This window comes from Bifidobacterium bohemicum DSM 22767, assembly GCF_000741525.1.
Lineage (GTDB): Bacteria > Actinomycetota > Actinomycetes > Actinomycetales > Bifidobacteriaceae > Bifidobacterium > Bifidobacterium bohemicum.
The window spans coordinates 363,899-378,390 of record NZ_JGYP01000001.1 but is presented as its reverse complement, the minus strand read 5'-3'; the positions used below and the strand labels follow the sequence as shown (position 1 = coordinate 378,390).

The 14,492-nt window shown below is 57.3% G+C and carries 13 protein-coding genes; 6 read left to right on the top strand and 7 right to left on the bottom strand.

Annotated features, from left to right (window positions below; genetic code table 11):
- The first annotated feature begins 26 nt into the window (after positions 1-26).
- Together BBOH_RS01580 and BBOH_RS01575 are read left to right on the top strand one after the other, a co-directional pair.
- Positions 27-3,341 (top strand): UPF0182 family membrane protein, encoded by a 3,315-nt coding sequence (locus BBOH_RS01580; protein WP_033520709.1) that lies wholly within the window; start codon positions 27-29, stop codon positions 3,339-3,341.
- Between the two features lie 296 nt (positions 3,342-3,637).
- The gene (locus BBOH_RS01575) at positions 3,638-4,150 is read left to right on the top strand and encodes a GNAT family N-acetyltransferase (protein WP_033520380.1); all 513 of its coding nucleotides are present in this window, start codon (positions 3,638-3,640) and stop codon (positions 4,148-4,150) included.
- 10 nt (positions 4,151-4,160) lie between these two features.
- On the opposite strand, the gene BBOH_RS08690 is transcribed toward BBOH_RS01575, so the two are convergent.
- The 5 genes from BBOH_RS08690 to BBOH_RS01555 form a co-directional block, all read right to left on the bottom strand.
- Positions 4,161-4,553, bottom strand: coding sequence for a hypothetical protein (locus BBOH_RS08690; protein ID WP_143242349.1), 393 nt, complete (start codon positions 4,551-4,553; stop codon positions 4,161-4,163).
- A gap of 7 nt (positions 4,554-4,560) precedes the next feature.
- On the bottom strand, positions 4,561-5,904 hold the full coding sequence (locus tag BBOH_RS01570) for a Y-family DNA polymerase (protein ID WP_044098014.1): 1,344 nt from the start codon (positions 5,902-5,904) through the stop codon (positions 4,561-4,563).
- A complete protein-coding gene (locus tag BBOH_RS09500; protein ID WP_143242348.1) occupies positions 5,897-6,715 on the bottom strand; it encodes a LexA family protein in 819 nt (272 codons plus the stop codon). Before BBOH_RS09500 ends, BBOH_RS01570 begins: the two co-directional genes overlap by 8 nt.
- A gap of 296 nt (positions 6,716-7,011) precedes the next feature.
- Positions 7,012-8,130, bottom strand: coding sequence for a sensor histidine kinase (locus BBOH_RS01560; protein ID WP_237743101.1), 1,119 nt, complete (start codon positions 8,128-8,130; stop codon positions 7,012-7,014).
- A gap of 52 nt (positions 8,131-8,182) precedes the next feature.
- On the bottom strand, positions 8,183-8,923 hold the full coding sequence (locus tag BBOH_RS01555) for a response regulator transcription factor (protein WP_033520378.1): 741 nt from the start codon (positions 8,921-8,923) through the stop codon (positions 8,183-8,185).
- A gap of 204 nt (positions 8,924-9,127) precedes the next feature.
- Here BBOH_RS01555 and BBOH_RS01550 point away from each other — a divergent pair, with 204 nt between their 5' ends.
- Positions 9,128-9,733, top strand: coding sequence for a CarD family transcriptional regulator (locus tag BBOH_RS01550; protein WP_033520376.1), 606 nt, complete (start codon positions 9,128-9,130; stop codon positions 9,731-9,733).
- A 158-nt stretch (positions 9,734-9,891) separates the two neighbouring features.
- Here the strand turns inward: BBOH_RS01550 and BBOH_RS08455 are convergent, their stop codons facing one another.
- Together BBOH_RS08455 and BBOH_RS09355 are read right to left on the bottom strand one after the other, a co-directional pair.
- Entirely contained in the window at positions 9,892-10,518 is a 627-nt protein-coding gene (locus tag BBOH_RS08455; protein WP_272945326.1) for a metal ABC transporter solute-binding protein, Zn/Mn family, read from the bottom strand.
- A complete protein-coding gene (locus BBOH_RS09355; RefSeq protein WP_052362740.1) occupies positions 10,445-10,969 on the bottom strand; it encodes a metal ABC transporter solute-binding protein, Zn/Mn family in 525 nt (174 codons plus the stop codon). Before BBOH_RS09355 ends, BBOH_RS08455 begins: the two co-directional genes overlap by 74 nt.
- Positions 10,970-11,106: 137 nt before the next feature.
- On the opposite strand from BBOH_RS09355, the gene BBOH_RS01540 reads away from it, so the two are divergent.
- The 3 genes from BBOH_RS01540 (at position 11,107) to coaE (ending at position 14,478) form a co-directional block, all read left to right on the top strand.
- The gene (locus BBOH_RS01540) at positions 11,107-12,006 is read left to right on the top strand and encodes a bifunctional methylenetetrahydrofolate dehydrogenase/methenyltetrahydrofolate cyclohydrolase (protein ID WP_033520374.1); all 900 of its coding nucleotides are present in this window, start codon (positions 11,107-11,109) and stop codon (positions 12,004-12,006) included.
- A gap of 192 nt (positions 12,007-12,198) precedes the next feature.
- Positions 12,199-13,683: a 30S ribosomal protein S1 gene (gene rpsA, locus BBOH_RS01535; RefSeq protein ID WP_033520372.1), complete on the top strand. Its 1,485-nt coding sequence runs from the start codon at positions 12,199-12,201 to the stop codon at positions 13,681-13,683.
- A 111-nt stretch (positions 13,684-13,794) separates the two neighbouring features.
- Complete coding sequence (coaE, locus tag BBOH_RS01530) at positions 13,795-14,478, top strand: dephospho-CoA kinase (protein ID WP_033520370.1); 684 nt, start codon at positions 13,795-13,797, stop codon at positions 14,476-14,478.
- Positions 14,479-14,492: the final 14 nt, after the last annotated feature.

The window sequence follows — 14,492 nt, the reverse complement described above, 5'->3', positions numbered from 1 at the left end:
GCGACACCTTTCGGTATGATGGGCGTATGTCTTTGTTTGACTTTTTGGGCGGTTTCCCCGACCCCAGCAACTTCGACCGGCCTCGACGTAGTGGCAGCGGCGACGATGATCGGGATGACGATCCTACGATTCTTCATGTGGAAACGGACGGTGAGCATTCCGGTGCTTCCGACGAAGGACATGATGGCCCTCGCCGTCCCTCGTATGGTTGGAATGTCGGCCTCGGGAATCGGCGTATCTCCAATCGGTCATATACGGTCAGACCGCCTCAGGTGGCCCGTAAGGGCACGAAGGTGCTCATCGGCATCGTTGCGGTAGTCGCGGTTGTGCTGGGGCTGATTCTTGGCCTTGACCGGTTCGTCACTGATCTGATGTGGTACGACCAGCTCGGTTTCCAATCGGTGGTGTGGACCCAGCTGTGGACGAAGATCGGACTGTGGGTCGCCTATGCGTTGCTGATGGCAATCGTCAGCTATACGGCCGCCACCATGGCGATTCGCAAGCGCCCTGACTCGGCGGACGGTTCTACCATCCGCATTCACGGTGACGTGGTGGAAGTGGGTAGGTCGGTCTCCTCGAAGTCCGCACGCCGCGTGGCTGTTGTCATTTCGCTGATTGTCGGTCTGCTGTTCGGGTCGCAGTTCAATACGAATTGGTCCGAGATTCTGTTGATGTTCCATGCCCAGAAGTTCGGCGTAAAGGATCCTCAATTCGGTATTGACAACGGGTTCTATGTCTTTGTGCTTCCCGGTTTGCAGTTGGTGCTTTCGGCGCTGACCATGCTCCTGCTATGCGGACTTGTGTTTTCGGTCGTCACGCACTTCGCAATGGGTGGCATCCGCATCACCATGCCGATCCACGGACGTGGCATTTTGTCCATGACCAAACACGCCCGTCGTCAGATCGGTGTGTGGGTTATGCTTAATATGATATTGTGGGCCGTGCGTCAGGTTGCCGATGTTTTTGCGAATCTCACCGCCGAAGGTGACCGTTTTACCGGAGCTGATTATACGACGGTCAATGCCACGATTCCGGTCACTTTTGTTATCGCTGCGCTGACGGCGGTGCTCGGGGTGCTGCTTGGGGTCTGGTTGATTCGGTCGCATTCCTTCGATGGGCCGGCAAGTGTAGAAGTTCGTGCTACCAAAGCCCTAAGGGCATGGCGTGTGCCTCTTGTAGCCATAGCCACCGTCCTGGTTATTTCGCTCGTGTTCGGTTTGCTGTGGCCCATGCTGCTGCAACGTTTCCGCGTGGCGCCCAACGAACAGGAGATGGAGTCTAACTATATCGCCCGCAATATCGAGGCGACGCAGCATGCCTACGGACTTGACAAAATCAAAGTCGAACAATACCACGCCACCACTGAGGGCAAATCCGGAGCCCTTGCCAACGATCCCGAGACCACCGCGCAGATCAGGCTGCTCGACCCCCAGATAGTGGCCCCTACCTTCAAGCAACTGCAACAGTCCAAACAGTATTATACGTTTGCCGATTCGCTTGCGGTCGACAAATACGATATCGACGGCAAAAGCCAGGATACGGTCATCGCGGCGCGTGAGCTCGACCTGAACGGCAATGACAACCGCAACTGGGTCAACGATCACACGGTCTTCACCCACGGTTACGGTGTTGTGGCGGCATCCGGCAACAAAGTTACGGAAGACGGCAATCCTAGGTTCTTCGAGTCGGGTATCCCTGTGCATGGGAAACTGACCGATTCCGAACATTACGAACCGCGTATCTATTTCTCTCCGAAATCCCCTGACTATTCGATTGTGGGTTCGCCCGCAGGCAGTAAACCGTGGGAGTTCGACTATCCGAAGGGTTCCACCGGCGCCTCCAACACGTTCGAAGGCAATGGCGGCCCAAAGATCAGCAATCCGCTGACCCGTCTCCTGTATGCGATTCGCTTCCAGTCGGATCAGATTTTCTTTTCGGACCGTGTCACTTCGAATTCGCAGATATTGTATGACCGTAATCCACGCGAACGCGTCGCGAAGGTCGCTCCATACCTCACTCTTGACGGAAGAGTCTATCCCGCCGTGGTTGACGGACGCGTCAAGTGGGTGGTGGACGGCTATACGACTTCCGACGCATACCCCTACTCACAGACCACGGATCTAGGGGAGGCGACCCGCGACTCGACCACCATCACCTCCAAGACGATTCAAGGGCTGAATTCACAGCCCGCCAATTACATCCGTAATTCAGTCAAGGCGACGGTCGATGCCTACGATGGCTCGGTGAATCTCTACGTTTGGGACGCGGATGATCCGGTCATCAAGGCTTGGCAGAAAATTTTCCCTGGTCAGTACCACCAGATCTCTGATATCTCCGGCGACCTGATGAGCCATTTGCGCTATCCGGAGAGCCTGTTCAAGGTGCAGCGGCAGCTACTGTCGAAATATCATGTGACTAGTCCTGGTCAGTTCTTCTCCGGCGAGGACTTCTGGCAGACACCGGTTGACCCGACTGAGTCCAAGGACGCACAGCAGCGTGACGTCCTTCAGCCTCCGTATTATCTGACGCTTAAAACCGGAGGATCGGATCGGCCTTTGTTCTCGCTGACCTCCACTTATATTCCGGCCGGGGCGCGCAACTCGACCCGTGAAATATTGACCGGGTTCCTTTCGGTCGATTCCGACGCCGGACATACCAAAGGCAAGGTGGGGCCGAATTACGGCACCGTGCGGTTGCAGGAGTTGCCCAAGGATTCCAACGTGCCGGGGCCGGGGCAGGCCCAGAACAATTTCAATACCGATGCGACGGTTGCCAAAGACCTCAATCTGTTGGTTTCCGGATCGACCAAAGTGGTGTGGGGCAATCAGCTCACATTGCCGTTGGGTGGCGGATTGGTCTATATCGAACCGGTCTATATCAAGTCGAGCGGGAACACCAGCTTCCCTCTGCTCAAGCGCGTGTTGGTGGCGTTTGGCGATCAGGTCGGTTTCGCTCCCACGTTGGACGAAGCGCTCAACCAGGTCTTCGGCGGCAATTCCGGGGCATCGGCGGGGGATGCCGAGAACGCGGAATCCGGTAATCCTGGTGGTGCGGCCTCTTCCGAACCTGAAAATTCCGGGTCAGGCGACCGTTCGGCGGCCGCAGGTGCCGGACAGTCCGGCAAGGACACGACATCCGGAAAGGGCCAGAACGGCAAAGCTGACGGTTCCTCCAATTCTGCGGCGAATCCTGAATTGAAAGATGCGCTTTCCAAGGCGTCCCAAGCGATGAAGGACTCCGATGCTGCGATGAGGAAAGGTGACTGGGCTGCCTACGGCAAGGCCCAACAGACCCTTAATGACGAGCTGAACCGTGCACTGGAACTCGAAGGGACCAAGTAGCGGGGACGGCTGGTTCGCGGGGTTGTTGCAAACTTGGTCATCCTTTTGTCTGAAAGGGAGGGCCGTGCGGAGTTCCGATAAGGTTTGGGTGATACTTAAGGTGACGCGGAGCGGTAAACGGAAGCTCGATTGAAATGCGCATGCAGTTCTGTGGGCGATGCCGGAATTGATCGGCCCTTGCTGAATCCCGTTTTTGTGTGGTTCCGCCGGCATTCCCAATGTAATCCGTCTAGGCGTTCCTGAGTGCCTGTTGGTTTCGATAATCGAGTAGTTTTGGTAATCGGGGGAGGTATATCATGACCACGGCCAATCGGATTCGCGACGCACGGGAAGGCGATTTGCAAGCGATCACCGACATTTACAATGAAGCCGTGATCGCTGGTGGTTCGTCCGCCGACCTCACTCCGCGTACGCTGGACCAGCGTCGTGTTTGGGTCGAAAGTCACTGCCCACGTGACCTGTACCCGGTGGTCGTCGTAGAGGATGAGTCCGGCAAGGTGGTCGGTTTCGGTTCGCTCTCACGTTTTCACCCGCGTGCAGGCTACGACGGCGTGGTCGAGCTGAGTTACTACGTGGCTTCATCGGCGCAAGGGCAAGGTTACGGCACCTCTTTGGTCGATTGGCTTGTCGGCGCCGCGCGCGCCCGCGGGCATCGCGTCGCAACCGCCCTGATCTTCGCTACCAACACCCCGTCAGTCTCGCTCGTTCGCGCCCACAACTTCCAACGTTTTGGTCTTCTGCCGCACGCCGTCCGTACCGCGACCGTCTCCGGCTATCTGGACATGTCGTACTGGTATTTGGAGTTGTAGATAAGTGCCGTTAAAACCGATAATCGATTTGCATTGATAGCATTGAATCTATAACTGCAGTATCCTGTATGGTAAGTGGAGGTTTCAATGATGAACCAGCAGAACAATCAATCGGCCAACTGTCTGCCGGAGCGATGAGGTGGAACCATCCAAACCGTGATACGTTGATTGTTTCAGATGTCTGCCGAATCGGCGAGGTTGACTGTTTGCAACGGCTTTCGATATGCCTGGCAAGGTAGCCTTTTTTCATGGATTGGAACGTTTGTCCGACTATTTCCGTTCTATGTCGTGCAATATAGCCGTTGAAAAAATGAATTGCGACATCGCTTTTAAAAGAAAATGAATTTGTGATGCGCTGGTGAGCGCCACAGGTGGTTTTCCTATTGATGAAGGTTCCCTTCATTCTCGCCTCACTTCGCTTGGGCGACGGCGATTTCGTCCCATCGGGTCGTGGAACGCGGGGAGAGCATATCTCGGCGCATTGTCCATGCTGCCCCCGTGTCCTCATTGGCCTGACCTTTGCCGCGAATGCCCGCGTAGCCGACGCCGACTCGTAGTGGACCGAAGCGTTTGGCGGCTTCGTCGAGCACGGCACCTAGGCCGTGAGTGTCCTGTTTGGGTTCCAAACCGTTCAAGGTCTTGAATCGCGCAGCATCCGTCAGTCCCAATAACAGTACGCCGGCTCGGATGTAGCGGGCGTGGGGGTCGAAGCGGTTTTCGACCGCCTTGCATGCGGCCTTGCTGATGATCAGAGGGTCATCGCTTGGGTCGGGCAGGGTTGCCGTGACATGAAGGGAGGAATAGGTGCCTTCCGCGCCGTAAGGACTGGTGGCGCAGAACACTGAAACGTATGAACATAGGCTGCCTTGCTGTCGTAGTCGGTGGCATGCTCGTTGGGAGTAGACGCTCAAAGCCTGGCTCATCTGTGTGAAGTTGGTGATAGGGGTGGAAAACATGCGGGAGCACAAAATCTCGGTGGTACGTTTGCCGCCGTTGGCGCTGGAATTTGCATCATCGTCCGGCACGCACGGTATCCCGTTGAGTTCATGTACCGTACGTTCAAGCAGAATCGAGAACCGGTGCCGTATGTCCACAGGATCATGATGCTGCAGGTCCAGTGCGGTCACAATGCCGAGGGCCTGCAGCTTTTTAGTCAGGCGTCGACCCACGCCCCATACATCGTTTATCGGCACGTTGGCGAGCGCCGCATCTCCTTCGGCTTCGACAATGTCGTTCCACAGGGCCACGCCTTCGCATTCCGGGTGTCGTTTGGCCCAATGATTCGCCACTTTGGACAGCGTTTTGGTTGTGGCCAGCCCCACGCTCACCGGCACGCCGACGCCTTTGAGCACCGCTTCGCGCATGCGTTTGGAAGTTTCCACGGCGTCGTCTGCTTCGAGAGTGGTGGTGAAAAAGCATTCGTCGATTGAATACACCTGTTGGTCGGGAAAGTATCGGCTCATCACCGACATCATCCGTGCTGAAAGGCTCGCGTACAGCTCGTAATTCGAGCTGCGTGCCACAACCCCTTGCCGTCGTGCCTCTTCGCGAATGGTGAACCACGGCGTGCCCTCCCGGATGCCTAGGCGCTTTGCTTCGGCGCTGCGCGCGACCACGCATCCGTCGTTGTTGGACAGTACGACGACCGGTTTATTGGTGAGGCTGGGGTCAAACACGCGTTCGCATGAGGCGAAGAAACTGTTGGCATCGGCAAGCACCACGAGCCGACCTGTGGAAGGTTCGCCGTCACTCACGGTTTATTCCCCCATCCCATTCGGTGGCTGGGAAGGCATATGCATTGGTGGGTGGTTGTGCTGCGCAGGAAGACCGTTGCTGCGGTCTCGTGTCGGTTGCCTGCTGGGGGTTTTCGCTGGCTTTGTATTCGCTGTTGGCACGGATGGAGGTTGTTGCGTTGTTGTGTTGACTGTGCTCGGTGGAGTGGAGCCCTCGGGTTGAGGTATTGGGCGTGGTGGCGCTGCGAGACCGCTGCCGTGTGGGTTGCGTGGACTGTGTACGGCTCATTCCCGGTCGTGTTACCCTCGTCGTGGGTCCGGATCCGCGTCCCGCGTGGATTTGCGAGTGGAAGTTGCCCACCACCACTCCCCAGATGATCAGTTCCTCGGCTTCGGCTGGTATGAAATCGGGGTAGGCTTGGTTTTCCGCGTGCAGCACGGGGTGCCCGGCTTCGATGATCAGCCGTTTGATGGTCAGTTCGTCATCGAGGATGGCGATTACGACATCACCCGGTTGCGGGTCGAGCGAACGGTCCACGACCAGAAGATCGCCATCCCAGATGCCCGCGCCTTGCATGGAGTCGCCGGCCACGGTGATGATGAATGTGGTATCCGGATGCTGAATGACGTGCTCGTCAAAGCTGAAATCGCCCGCAAAATAGTCTTGGGCAACCGAGGGGAAACCGGCGTGTACGGCCTCCAGGGCCATAGGTATGGGTGTGGGGGCAATTTTGGGTTGGAAAACCTGCTGCACGAGGCATTGGTGAACCTTTGTGCTGGTGGGCTCGCAAGCAGTCTGATAAGTCACTCGCGTTACTGCCGCAGTCCTCATGCCTACCTCCGTAATCGAACGTTTGTTCGAATAAGTATGGCTGAAAGCTCGGACATGTGATGGATTCGGCGAGTTCGGAAATAGGGCAAGGGTTTTCGAACTCGGGAATCGATATCCGCGTCCGACGGCTTCGTTTGGATGGCCGAAGAGCTTAAAAATTCCTCAGATGCGAGGGTTCCTTGACGCTGGAAGAAGGGTGCGGTTGTTCGGCGGGGTTTCATAAAAGAGCGACGCAGAATCGACTACGACCGTGTCGTGGCACGAATCGGATCACACCAGGTTGCGTTTTGCGCTCCTTAGCGGGTTCGGTCTTCGGGAATGTGGTATTTGGGCAGGGTGATTTCGAAATCGGCCCCACGCTTGTCATCCACGACTTTGACATTGCCACCGTGCAACTGTGCCGCCCACCGCGCGATTGAAAGTCCGAGTCCGGTGCCTCCCGACTCAGTGCCGGGTCCTGTTTTGCCCTTGACGTAACGGTGGAAGATGTCGGCGCGACTTTCCTTGGGAATCTGCGATCCGAAATTGACTACGTTGGTCACCACGGTGCTATGTGTGCGGTCCTCGTGTGTCTCGATGAGGATGGTGGTGTTGTCGGCAGAATGCTTGAACGCGTTTGAGATGATATTGGTGAACAGTTGGCGCAACCGGTCCTGGTCTCCTTCCAGTTCGATGCTTTCCGGCACATGAACCTCGACTCGGTGCGCATGTCCTGAGTCTGCGATTTCCAAGGGCTTCACGGTCTCGTCGATAAAGTCCGCGAAGTTAAACCGTTCGATTTCCAGGCTTGCCGCCCCGGCCTCCATGCGCGACAGATCCAACAGGAACGCGATCAAATCCGAAAGCCGGTGCGTCTGTTTGAGGATGCCTTCAAGATTGGCCGGGGTCGGTTCGACCACCCCGTCAGCCAGGTTTTCGACCATCGCCTGGAGGGCGGAGACGGGAGTGCGTAGTTCGTGGCTTACGTTGGCCACCATGTCGCGGCGCATCTGGTCGGCGTGCTGCAACTCTCCGGCCATTTCGTTGAACGACCGTGCCAGCTGCCCCACTTCATCGGTGCGGCTTTCATCGACTTTCACGCGCATCATGTAATCGCCTTCGGACATCGCCTCGGCGGCGTCCCGCATCTGGCGCAGGGGTGCGGTCAGTCCTCGCGAGAAGAAGTATGTGATGCCAAGCGCCACGATCAACGTCAATGGCATGGAAATCCATCCGCTCAGATGCATTTTCAGAAGGAACCATGCCATGACGAACGCGATGGCCGTGGCAATGACGATAATGACGCTCAGCTCGACCTTGAGGGACGAGAAAAACCCGAACGAACGTGTGCGGTCGATGAGGTCCTTCGCGTTTGCCTTATCGTCGGTCTTCAGAGGCTTTGTGGGTTCAGCTGCTGATTGTTGCGATGGTTTCAAAACTGCCTCTTTTGTTTTCGTCCTCAGAACGATTGGGAATACGAAAAACGTCTTAGGCTTCGGGTGCGAGGTCCGCGTTCTCCGGAGGTTCAAACGCGTATCCGACTCCATGCGCGGTGCGAATCATGTCGCTGCCGAGCTTATGCCGCAGGGCTTTGACATGCGAGTCGACCGTGCGGGTGCCGGAGGCGTCGGGCCAGTCCCAGACCTCCTCAAGCAGTTTCTCGCGCTTGAACACCGACTTTGGCCGGCGTGCGAGGGTCGCCAACAGATCGAACTCCGTTGGGGTCAGGTGCACCTGTTCGCCGTTCTGGATCACAATGCGCTGGCGTGGGTCGATGATCAGGGAGCCGAAGTCGAGAACCTTTTCGTTCTCGTTGTTTTTGGCAATGATGGTGGCACGCTCAACGCGACGCAGCAAGGCCTCGCACCGCGCGATCAGCTCGCGAGGGGAGAAGGGTTTGGTCATGTAGTCGTCTGCGCCGGCTGAGAGCCCTATCACCTTATCCGCTTCGGAATCCCGCGCAGTAAGCATGAGCACGGGAACGGGGCGCTCAGCGATGATGCGTTTGGTGGCTTCGATGCCGTCCATCACCGGAAGCATGATGTCCATGATCACCAGATCGGGCTTGAGCTGGCCTGCGGCACGCACCGCACTGGCCCCGTCGGAGGCGACTCGTGCGGTCCATCCGTTCGCCGTGATGCGCTGGGCGATGGCCGTGGCGAGGTCGGGCTCATCCTCCACCACCAGAATGGTGCGTGGCGTCTTCTGGGGTGCCGAAGTGTTGAGCATGTCTCTTCCGCCTTTCATGAACCGTATAGCAGATTGTCCATTATAGTTCTCGCCACACCCAATCTCACTGCCGAAGGCAGCGTTTGCGCCGTGTAAGGTCTGTATCGCAACCATGTTTGTGCTGTTTTCATGGTAAGCGGAAGGTCTGCGCCAAGTGAAATAATCGAACGAGGTTTCTGGTTTTCAGTCGTTTTCGGAGGTTTCATGGATTACAAAGTCGGCGATGTAGTGGTATATCCGCGTCATGGAGCCGCGAAGGTGGTGGCTTTGAGCCAGCGCACCGTAAAAGGGGTCACTCGTGACTACCTCCAGCTTTCGGTCCTTTCTTCTGACGGCCTGGTCATTGACGTGCCAGTCGAAAACGCAAAGAAGGTCGGCATTCGCAATATCGTGGACGGCAACGAGGTCGAGAAGGTCTTCGAGATTATCCGCACGCCCATTGTCGACAGCGAAAAGATGAACTGGTCCCGTCGTTACAAGCTTAACGTCGAGAAAATCGCCACTGGTGACGTCAACAAAATCGCCGAGGTCGTGCGTGACTTATCGCAGCGTGATGTGGACGAGCATGGGCTTTCCGCCGGCGAGAAGCGCATGCTGACCCGTTCCCGCAGCATATTGACCTCTGAAATCGCCTTGTCGGAAAACATTGACGAGGATGAGGTCCAGCGGCTGCTTGACGTCAATCTCGGCTATGCGGATCCTCGTCCTGACGATGCCTTGCATCATACCAAGGCACCTGAGGAAGCCGCGGATAAGACGCTGGCTCGTCTCGAGGCGCAGAGCAAGGAAGCCAAGAAAAAGAAGAAGTAACTTTAGACTTTCATCAATGGTGGCCTGGCTGTGCCGTTGTTTCGGTACGGTTGGTTGTATTCGTCGCATCGTCTACAACGCTCGACTCGCTTTACGGCGGAGCCCTTTTTACCAAGGTTCGCTTATTTAAGCGGCCAATTCAGCCTAGTTGCAATGCCCTACTTGCCGGGGTCGGTTTGACCTTGATTGGATGGCATGTGCTCGCTATTCGTCGGCTGGTGTTCGGAGTCGCTTATTCCACTGTCCGGGGTGCTGTCGGAACTGTGATTCCGGGAGGCATCCGCGCCATCGACTTTGCGGTGCCCTTCTTCGGTGTTGTCGAAAGCGGTCATCGCGCTCTGGAACTGCTCGATCAGGGCCGCTATCCACGAGCCCAGCGTTTTCTGATCAGACGGCATCTGCTCCGTGATGTCCACGACCGGCAGTTGGCTACGCCCGGCCGCGCCGGTTATCGTGTTCGTCATATCGTTGGCTTGCTGTGTGTCGTTGACAAGCACGTTGATGGTACGGCTGGAAGCCAGCATCCGCAGATTGTCCATATCGGCGCGATCCGGTTGCGCTCCGGTCGTCATTGCCTGTATATAACCCTGAGGCGTCTTGTCGGTAAATCCAAGGTCATCCATGAGGTAGTACGCCACGGATTCGGTCGCCGCGTATGTCGCGTCAGGGTGGTCTTTCTTGAAACCCGCCATCGTCTTTTCCAGCTTTTCCTCATCGGTTTTCCAAGCCTTGAGCCTCGCGGCGAAGCGTCGCGCTTTCGGAGGGTCGTGCCTTGGCGAACGCATTTTCGAGTTCGGTCGCCATCGCCGAGCGGGCGTCCTTGGAGAACCAAAGGTGCGGGTTATCCCCGTTGGTGGCGCCCACGGTCGTGCTTGCGGAAACGGTCACGGCATTTTTGCCGAGCTTGCCGGTGGCCCATGAGTCATAGCCGGCTCCGTTGGCCACGACGATTTCCGCTCCGGTAAGTTTCGTCGTATCGGCGTTTTGCGGTGTGAAATCGTGCGTTTTAATCGACGTCGAGTCGAGAATCGAGCGCACGGTGACATCCTGCCCACCGATCTGCTTGGCCAGCGATCCCCATTGGTTTATTGAGGCGGTCACCATGATTGGCGCAGCCGGCTCCTGAGCCTGCGGTTGTGGTGTTGGACCGGGTTCCTTGCGACCGCAGGCGCCCGCCGTAAGTGCCAGGCATGCGGCGGCGGTCACCGCAGCAATGCGCAATCCGTGTCGTTTCATCCCACACCCCCCATCTTGATCGGTTCGGAGCGAGGCGGTCCCATTCGATGCTTTGGGCCGTGTTCGCAACGGCGACGTCACCTTACTATACTCTACAATACAAGTTATTTGGCGAACCTTAGCGGAGGAGAGGTCCTATGGCACAAAAACTCGACGGCAAACTAGTGGCGGCGGCGATCAAGGACGACCTGCGCTTGCGTGTCGCAAGACTGCGCCAAACGGGCGTCGAGCCGGGATTGGGCACTATCCTCGTGGGAGACGATGTCGGAAGCCGCAAATACGTGGCCGGCAAGCATGCGGACTGCGCCGAGGTGGGCATCCGCTCGATCGCCGTCGAACTGCCGGGCTCCGCTTCGCGTGCCGAGATCCTTGAACAGATGGAACGGCTCAACTCCGATTCTTCGTGCACCGGTTACATCGTGCAGCTGCCGTTGCCGAAGGGCGTCGATTCGAACGCCGTCATCGAGCGGATCAATCCAAGCAAGGACGCGGACGGCATGCACCCGTATAACCTTGGCGAATTGGTGCTGCATATTGACGGCGGTGATTCGTCCCCTCAACCTTGCACGCCTAGGGGAATCATCACGCTCTTGTCGCATTACAACATCGATCTTAGCGGCAAGGAAGTGTGCGTATTGGGTCGTGGAATCACCGTAGGACGCACCATCGGCCTGATGCTTGCCGCACGAGGAGTCGACGCCACTGTCACCTTGTGCCACACAGGCACGCGCGACGTGCATGAGCTGATGCGCCGTGCGGATGTTGTCATTGCCGCGATGGGCAGTGCCGGTTTCGTCAAACCTGAGGATGTCAAGCCCGGAGCCGTGCTTGTGGACGTTGGGGTTTCGCGCGTTTATGACGAAGAGGCGGGCCGTTATCGGGTCAAAGGCGATATCGACCTCGGATGTCGTGAAGTGTGTTCCGCATATACTCCGAACCCCGGTGGGGTGGGGCCGATGACGCGAGCCATGTTGCTGACCAACGTGGTTGAGATGGCCGAGCGTCGGATGAACGCCGCAAACGATTTGGCCGTCTGACGGCGCCGTGTTCTCGAGTGGTTTTCGCTCCGGTTTTCAGCCACGAAGTCGACCGTTTCGACACGCCCGGAATTGTCGTCTCGGTTTGGCTAGGGGCACTAGTATTCTAGTGCACTGCATGGTTCTGAGGATCGTGCGTCCATAACTTAATAACGATAATATCCATCCAACTAATGAACAGAAACCAATTTAATGGCAGAGAACAATAACGAAGTCGCCAAGGTCGCTATCAACGATATCGGCACTGAAGAGGACTTCATCAAGGCAGTCGATTCCACCATCAAGAACTTCGACGATGGTGATTTGGTCGAGGGTACGGTAGTCAAGGTCGATCATGACGAGGTGCTCCTGGACATCGGCTACAAGACCGAGGGCGTGATTCCCTCCCGTGAGCTTTCCATCAAGAAGGACGTCGATCCCGACGAGGTTGTTGAGGTCGGAGACACCATCGAAGCCCTGGTCGTCACCAAGGAAGACAAAGAGGGTCGTCTGATCCTGTCCAAGAAGCGCGCGCAGTACGAGCGTGCTTGGGGCGACATTGAGAAGATCAAGGCTGATGACGGTGTGGTTGAAGGCACCGTTATCGAGGCTGTCAAGGGCGGCCTGATCGTCGATATCGGTCTGCGCGGCTTCCTGCCGGCATCGTTGGTCGAAATGCGTCGTGTCCGCGATCTCTCGCCGTACATCGGTCAGAAGATCAAGGCCAAGATTCTTGAGCTCGACAAGAACCGCAACAACGTGGTGCTCTCTCGCCGTCAGTATCTCGAGGAGACCCAGTCCGAGGTTCGCGAGACCTTCCTGGCGCAGCTCAAGAAGGGCCAGATTCGCGAAGGCGTCGTTTCCTCCATCGTCAACTTCGGCGCGTTCGTCGATTTGGGCGGGGTGGACGGCCTCATCCACGTCTCCGAGCTTTCTTGGAAGCACATCGATCATCCGTCGGAGGTCGTCAAGGTCGGAGACAAGGTCACCGTCGAGGTGCTCGACGTCGATCTCGATCGTGAGCGTATCTCCCTGTCTCTCAAGGCGACACAAGAGGATCCGTGGCAGCGTTTCGCGCGTACCCACGTTCCCGGCCAGATCGTCAAGGGCAAGGTCACCAAGATTGTGCAGTTCGGCGTCTTCGTGTCCGTCGAGGACGGCATCGAAGGCTTGGTGCACATCTCCGAGCTCGCCAACCGTCATGTGGAGAACCCCGAGACCGTTGTCAAGCAGGGTGACGAAATCTTCGTCAAGGTCATCGACGTCGATCTCGATCGTCGTCGCATCTCCCTGTCGCTCAAGCAGGCCAACGATTCCGTTGATCCGGCCAGCGAGGACTTCGATCCGGCTCTGTACGGCATGCCTGCCGATTACGACAAGGACGGCAACTACAAGTACCCCGAAGGCTTCGACCCGCAGACCAACGAGTGGATTCCGGGTTACGAGAAGCAGCGCGAGGAGTGGGAAAGCCAGTACGCCGCCGCCCACGATCTGTGGGAGCAGCACAAGGCGTTCGTCGCCAAGCAACTCGAGAACGCCGAGGAGTCCGCGGAAGAGGATGGACAGGGCACCAAGGCCGAAAAGCCGGTCGAGTCGACGGTTTCCGACTACTCTTCGCAGATTGAGAGCGAGGGCACTCTCGCGGACAGCGATAAGCTTGCCGCTCTCCGCGAGCAACTGCTCAACGAGAAGAAGTGAGTGAATACCACCGATAGTGTGGATTCATGATGAGGTTCGGTGCGGGTCAACATGACCTGTGCCGGACCTTTTTCGTAGCATCGATTGTTTCGGGATGAAGGGTGATTGCTGATGAGGATCGGATTGACCGGGGGTATTGCCGCAGGCAAGAGCACGGTGGCGGCTCACCTGACCGAGCTCGGTGCTGTCATCATCGACTACGACAAGCTCGCTCGTCAGGTCGTGGCACCGGGAAGTCCGGGGCTGCAAAAGATCGTGCACGCCTTCGGGCCTGAGGCGTTGATGCAGGACGGTTCACTTGATCGAGCGTGGCTGGCCGGTCATGTGTTCGGCGTCGCGGATGAAGGCGCGCGCAGGAGGCTTGATGCCATCGAGCATCCGCTGGTGTATCAACTGGCTGAAGTCAAGGAATCCCAGACACTGTTGGAACATGCGCATGTACCGGCGGAACAGACGGAGGAAGGCCGGCATGCAGGCGGAGGCCGGAGCGCCGACTTGAGGGGTGGATCCTGCGTGGTAATCGTCCATGACGTGCCGCTGTTGGCCGAGGTCATCGATGAGATCCCGTTCGATTTCGACCATATTATTACGGTCGAGGCACCTGAGGAGGTGCGTGTGCGACGCATGATGGATACGCGGGCGATGAGCCGCGAACAGGCCGAGGCCCGTATCTCTCATCAGTCCACGCGTGCCCAGCGTGAAGCCATCGCGGACGTGGTGGTTGATGCGACGCAACCAGTCGAACAAATGTTCGAGCATGTTGATATGCTGATTGCACAATGGCAAGCGTGCTGAACGGCGTAGGTCGT

Coding starts and splice junctions, on each gene's coding strand:
- BBOH_RS01540 (WP_033520374.1), top strand. CDS start 11,107: ATGGCACAAAAACTCGACGGCAAACTAGTGGCGGCGGCGATCAAGGAC.
- BBOH_RS01580 (WP_033520709.1), top strand. CDS start 27: ATGTCTTTGTTTGACTTTTTGGGCGGTTTCCCCGACCCCAGCAACTTC.
- BBOH_RS08690 (WP_143242349.1), bottom strand. CDS start 4,553: ATGAAGGGAACCTTCATCAATAGGAAAACCACCTGTGGCGCTCACCAG.
- BBOH_RS09355 (WP_052362740.1), bottom strand. CDS start 10,969: ATGAAACGACACGGATTGCGCATTGCTGCGGTGACCGCCGCCGCATGC.
- BBOH_RS01550 (WP_033520376.1), top strand. CDS start 9,128: ATGGATTACAAAGTCGGCGATGTAGTGGTATATCCGCGTCATGGAGCC.
- rpsA (WP_033520372.1), top strand. CDS start 12,199: ATGGCAGAGAACAATAACGAAGTCGCCAAGGTCGCTATCAACGATATC.
- BBOH_RS08455 (WP_272945326.1), bottom strand. CDS start 10,518: ATGCGTTCGCCAAGGCACGACCCTCCGAAAGCGCGACGCTTCGCCGCG.
- coaE (WP_033520370.1), top strand. CDS start 13,795: ATGAGGATCGGATTGACCGGGGGTATTGCCGCAGGCAAGAGCACGGTG.
- BBOH_RS01575 (WP_033520380.1), top strand. CDS start 3,638: ATGACCACGGCCAATCGGATTCGCGACGCACGGGAAGGCGATTTGCAA.
- BBOH_RS01555 (WP_033520378.1), bottom strand. CDS start 8,923: ATGCTCAACACTTCGGCACCCCAGAAGACGCCACGCACCATTCTGGTG.
- BBOH_RS09500 (WP_143242348.1), bottom strand. CDS start 6,715: ATGAGGACTGCGGCAGTAACGCGAGTGACTTATCAGACTGCTTGCGAG.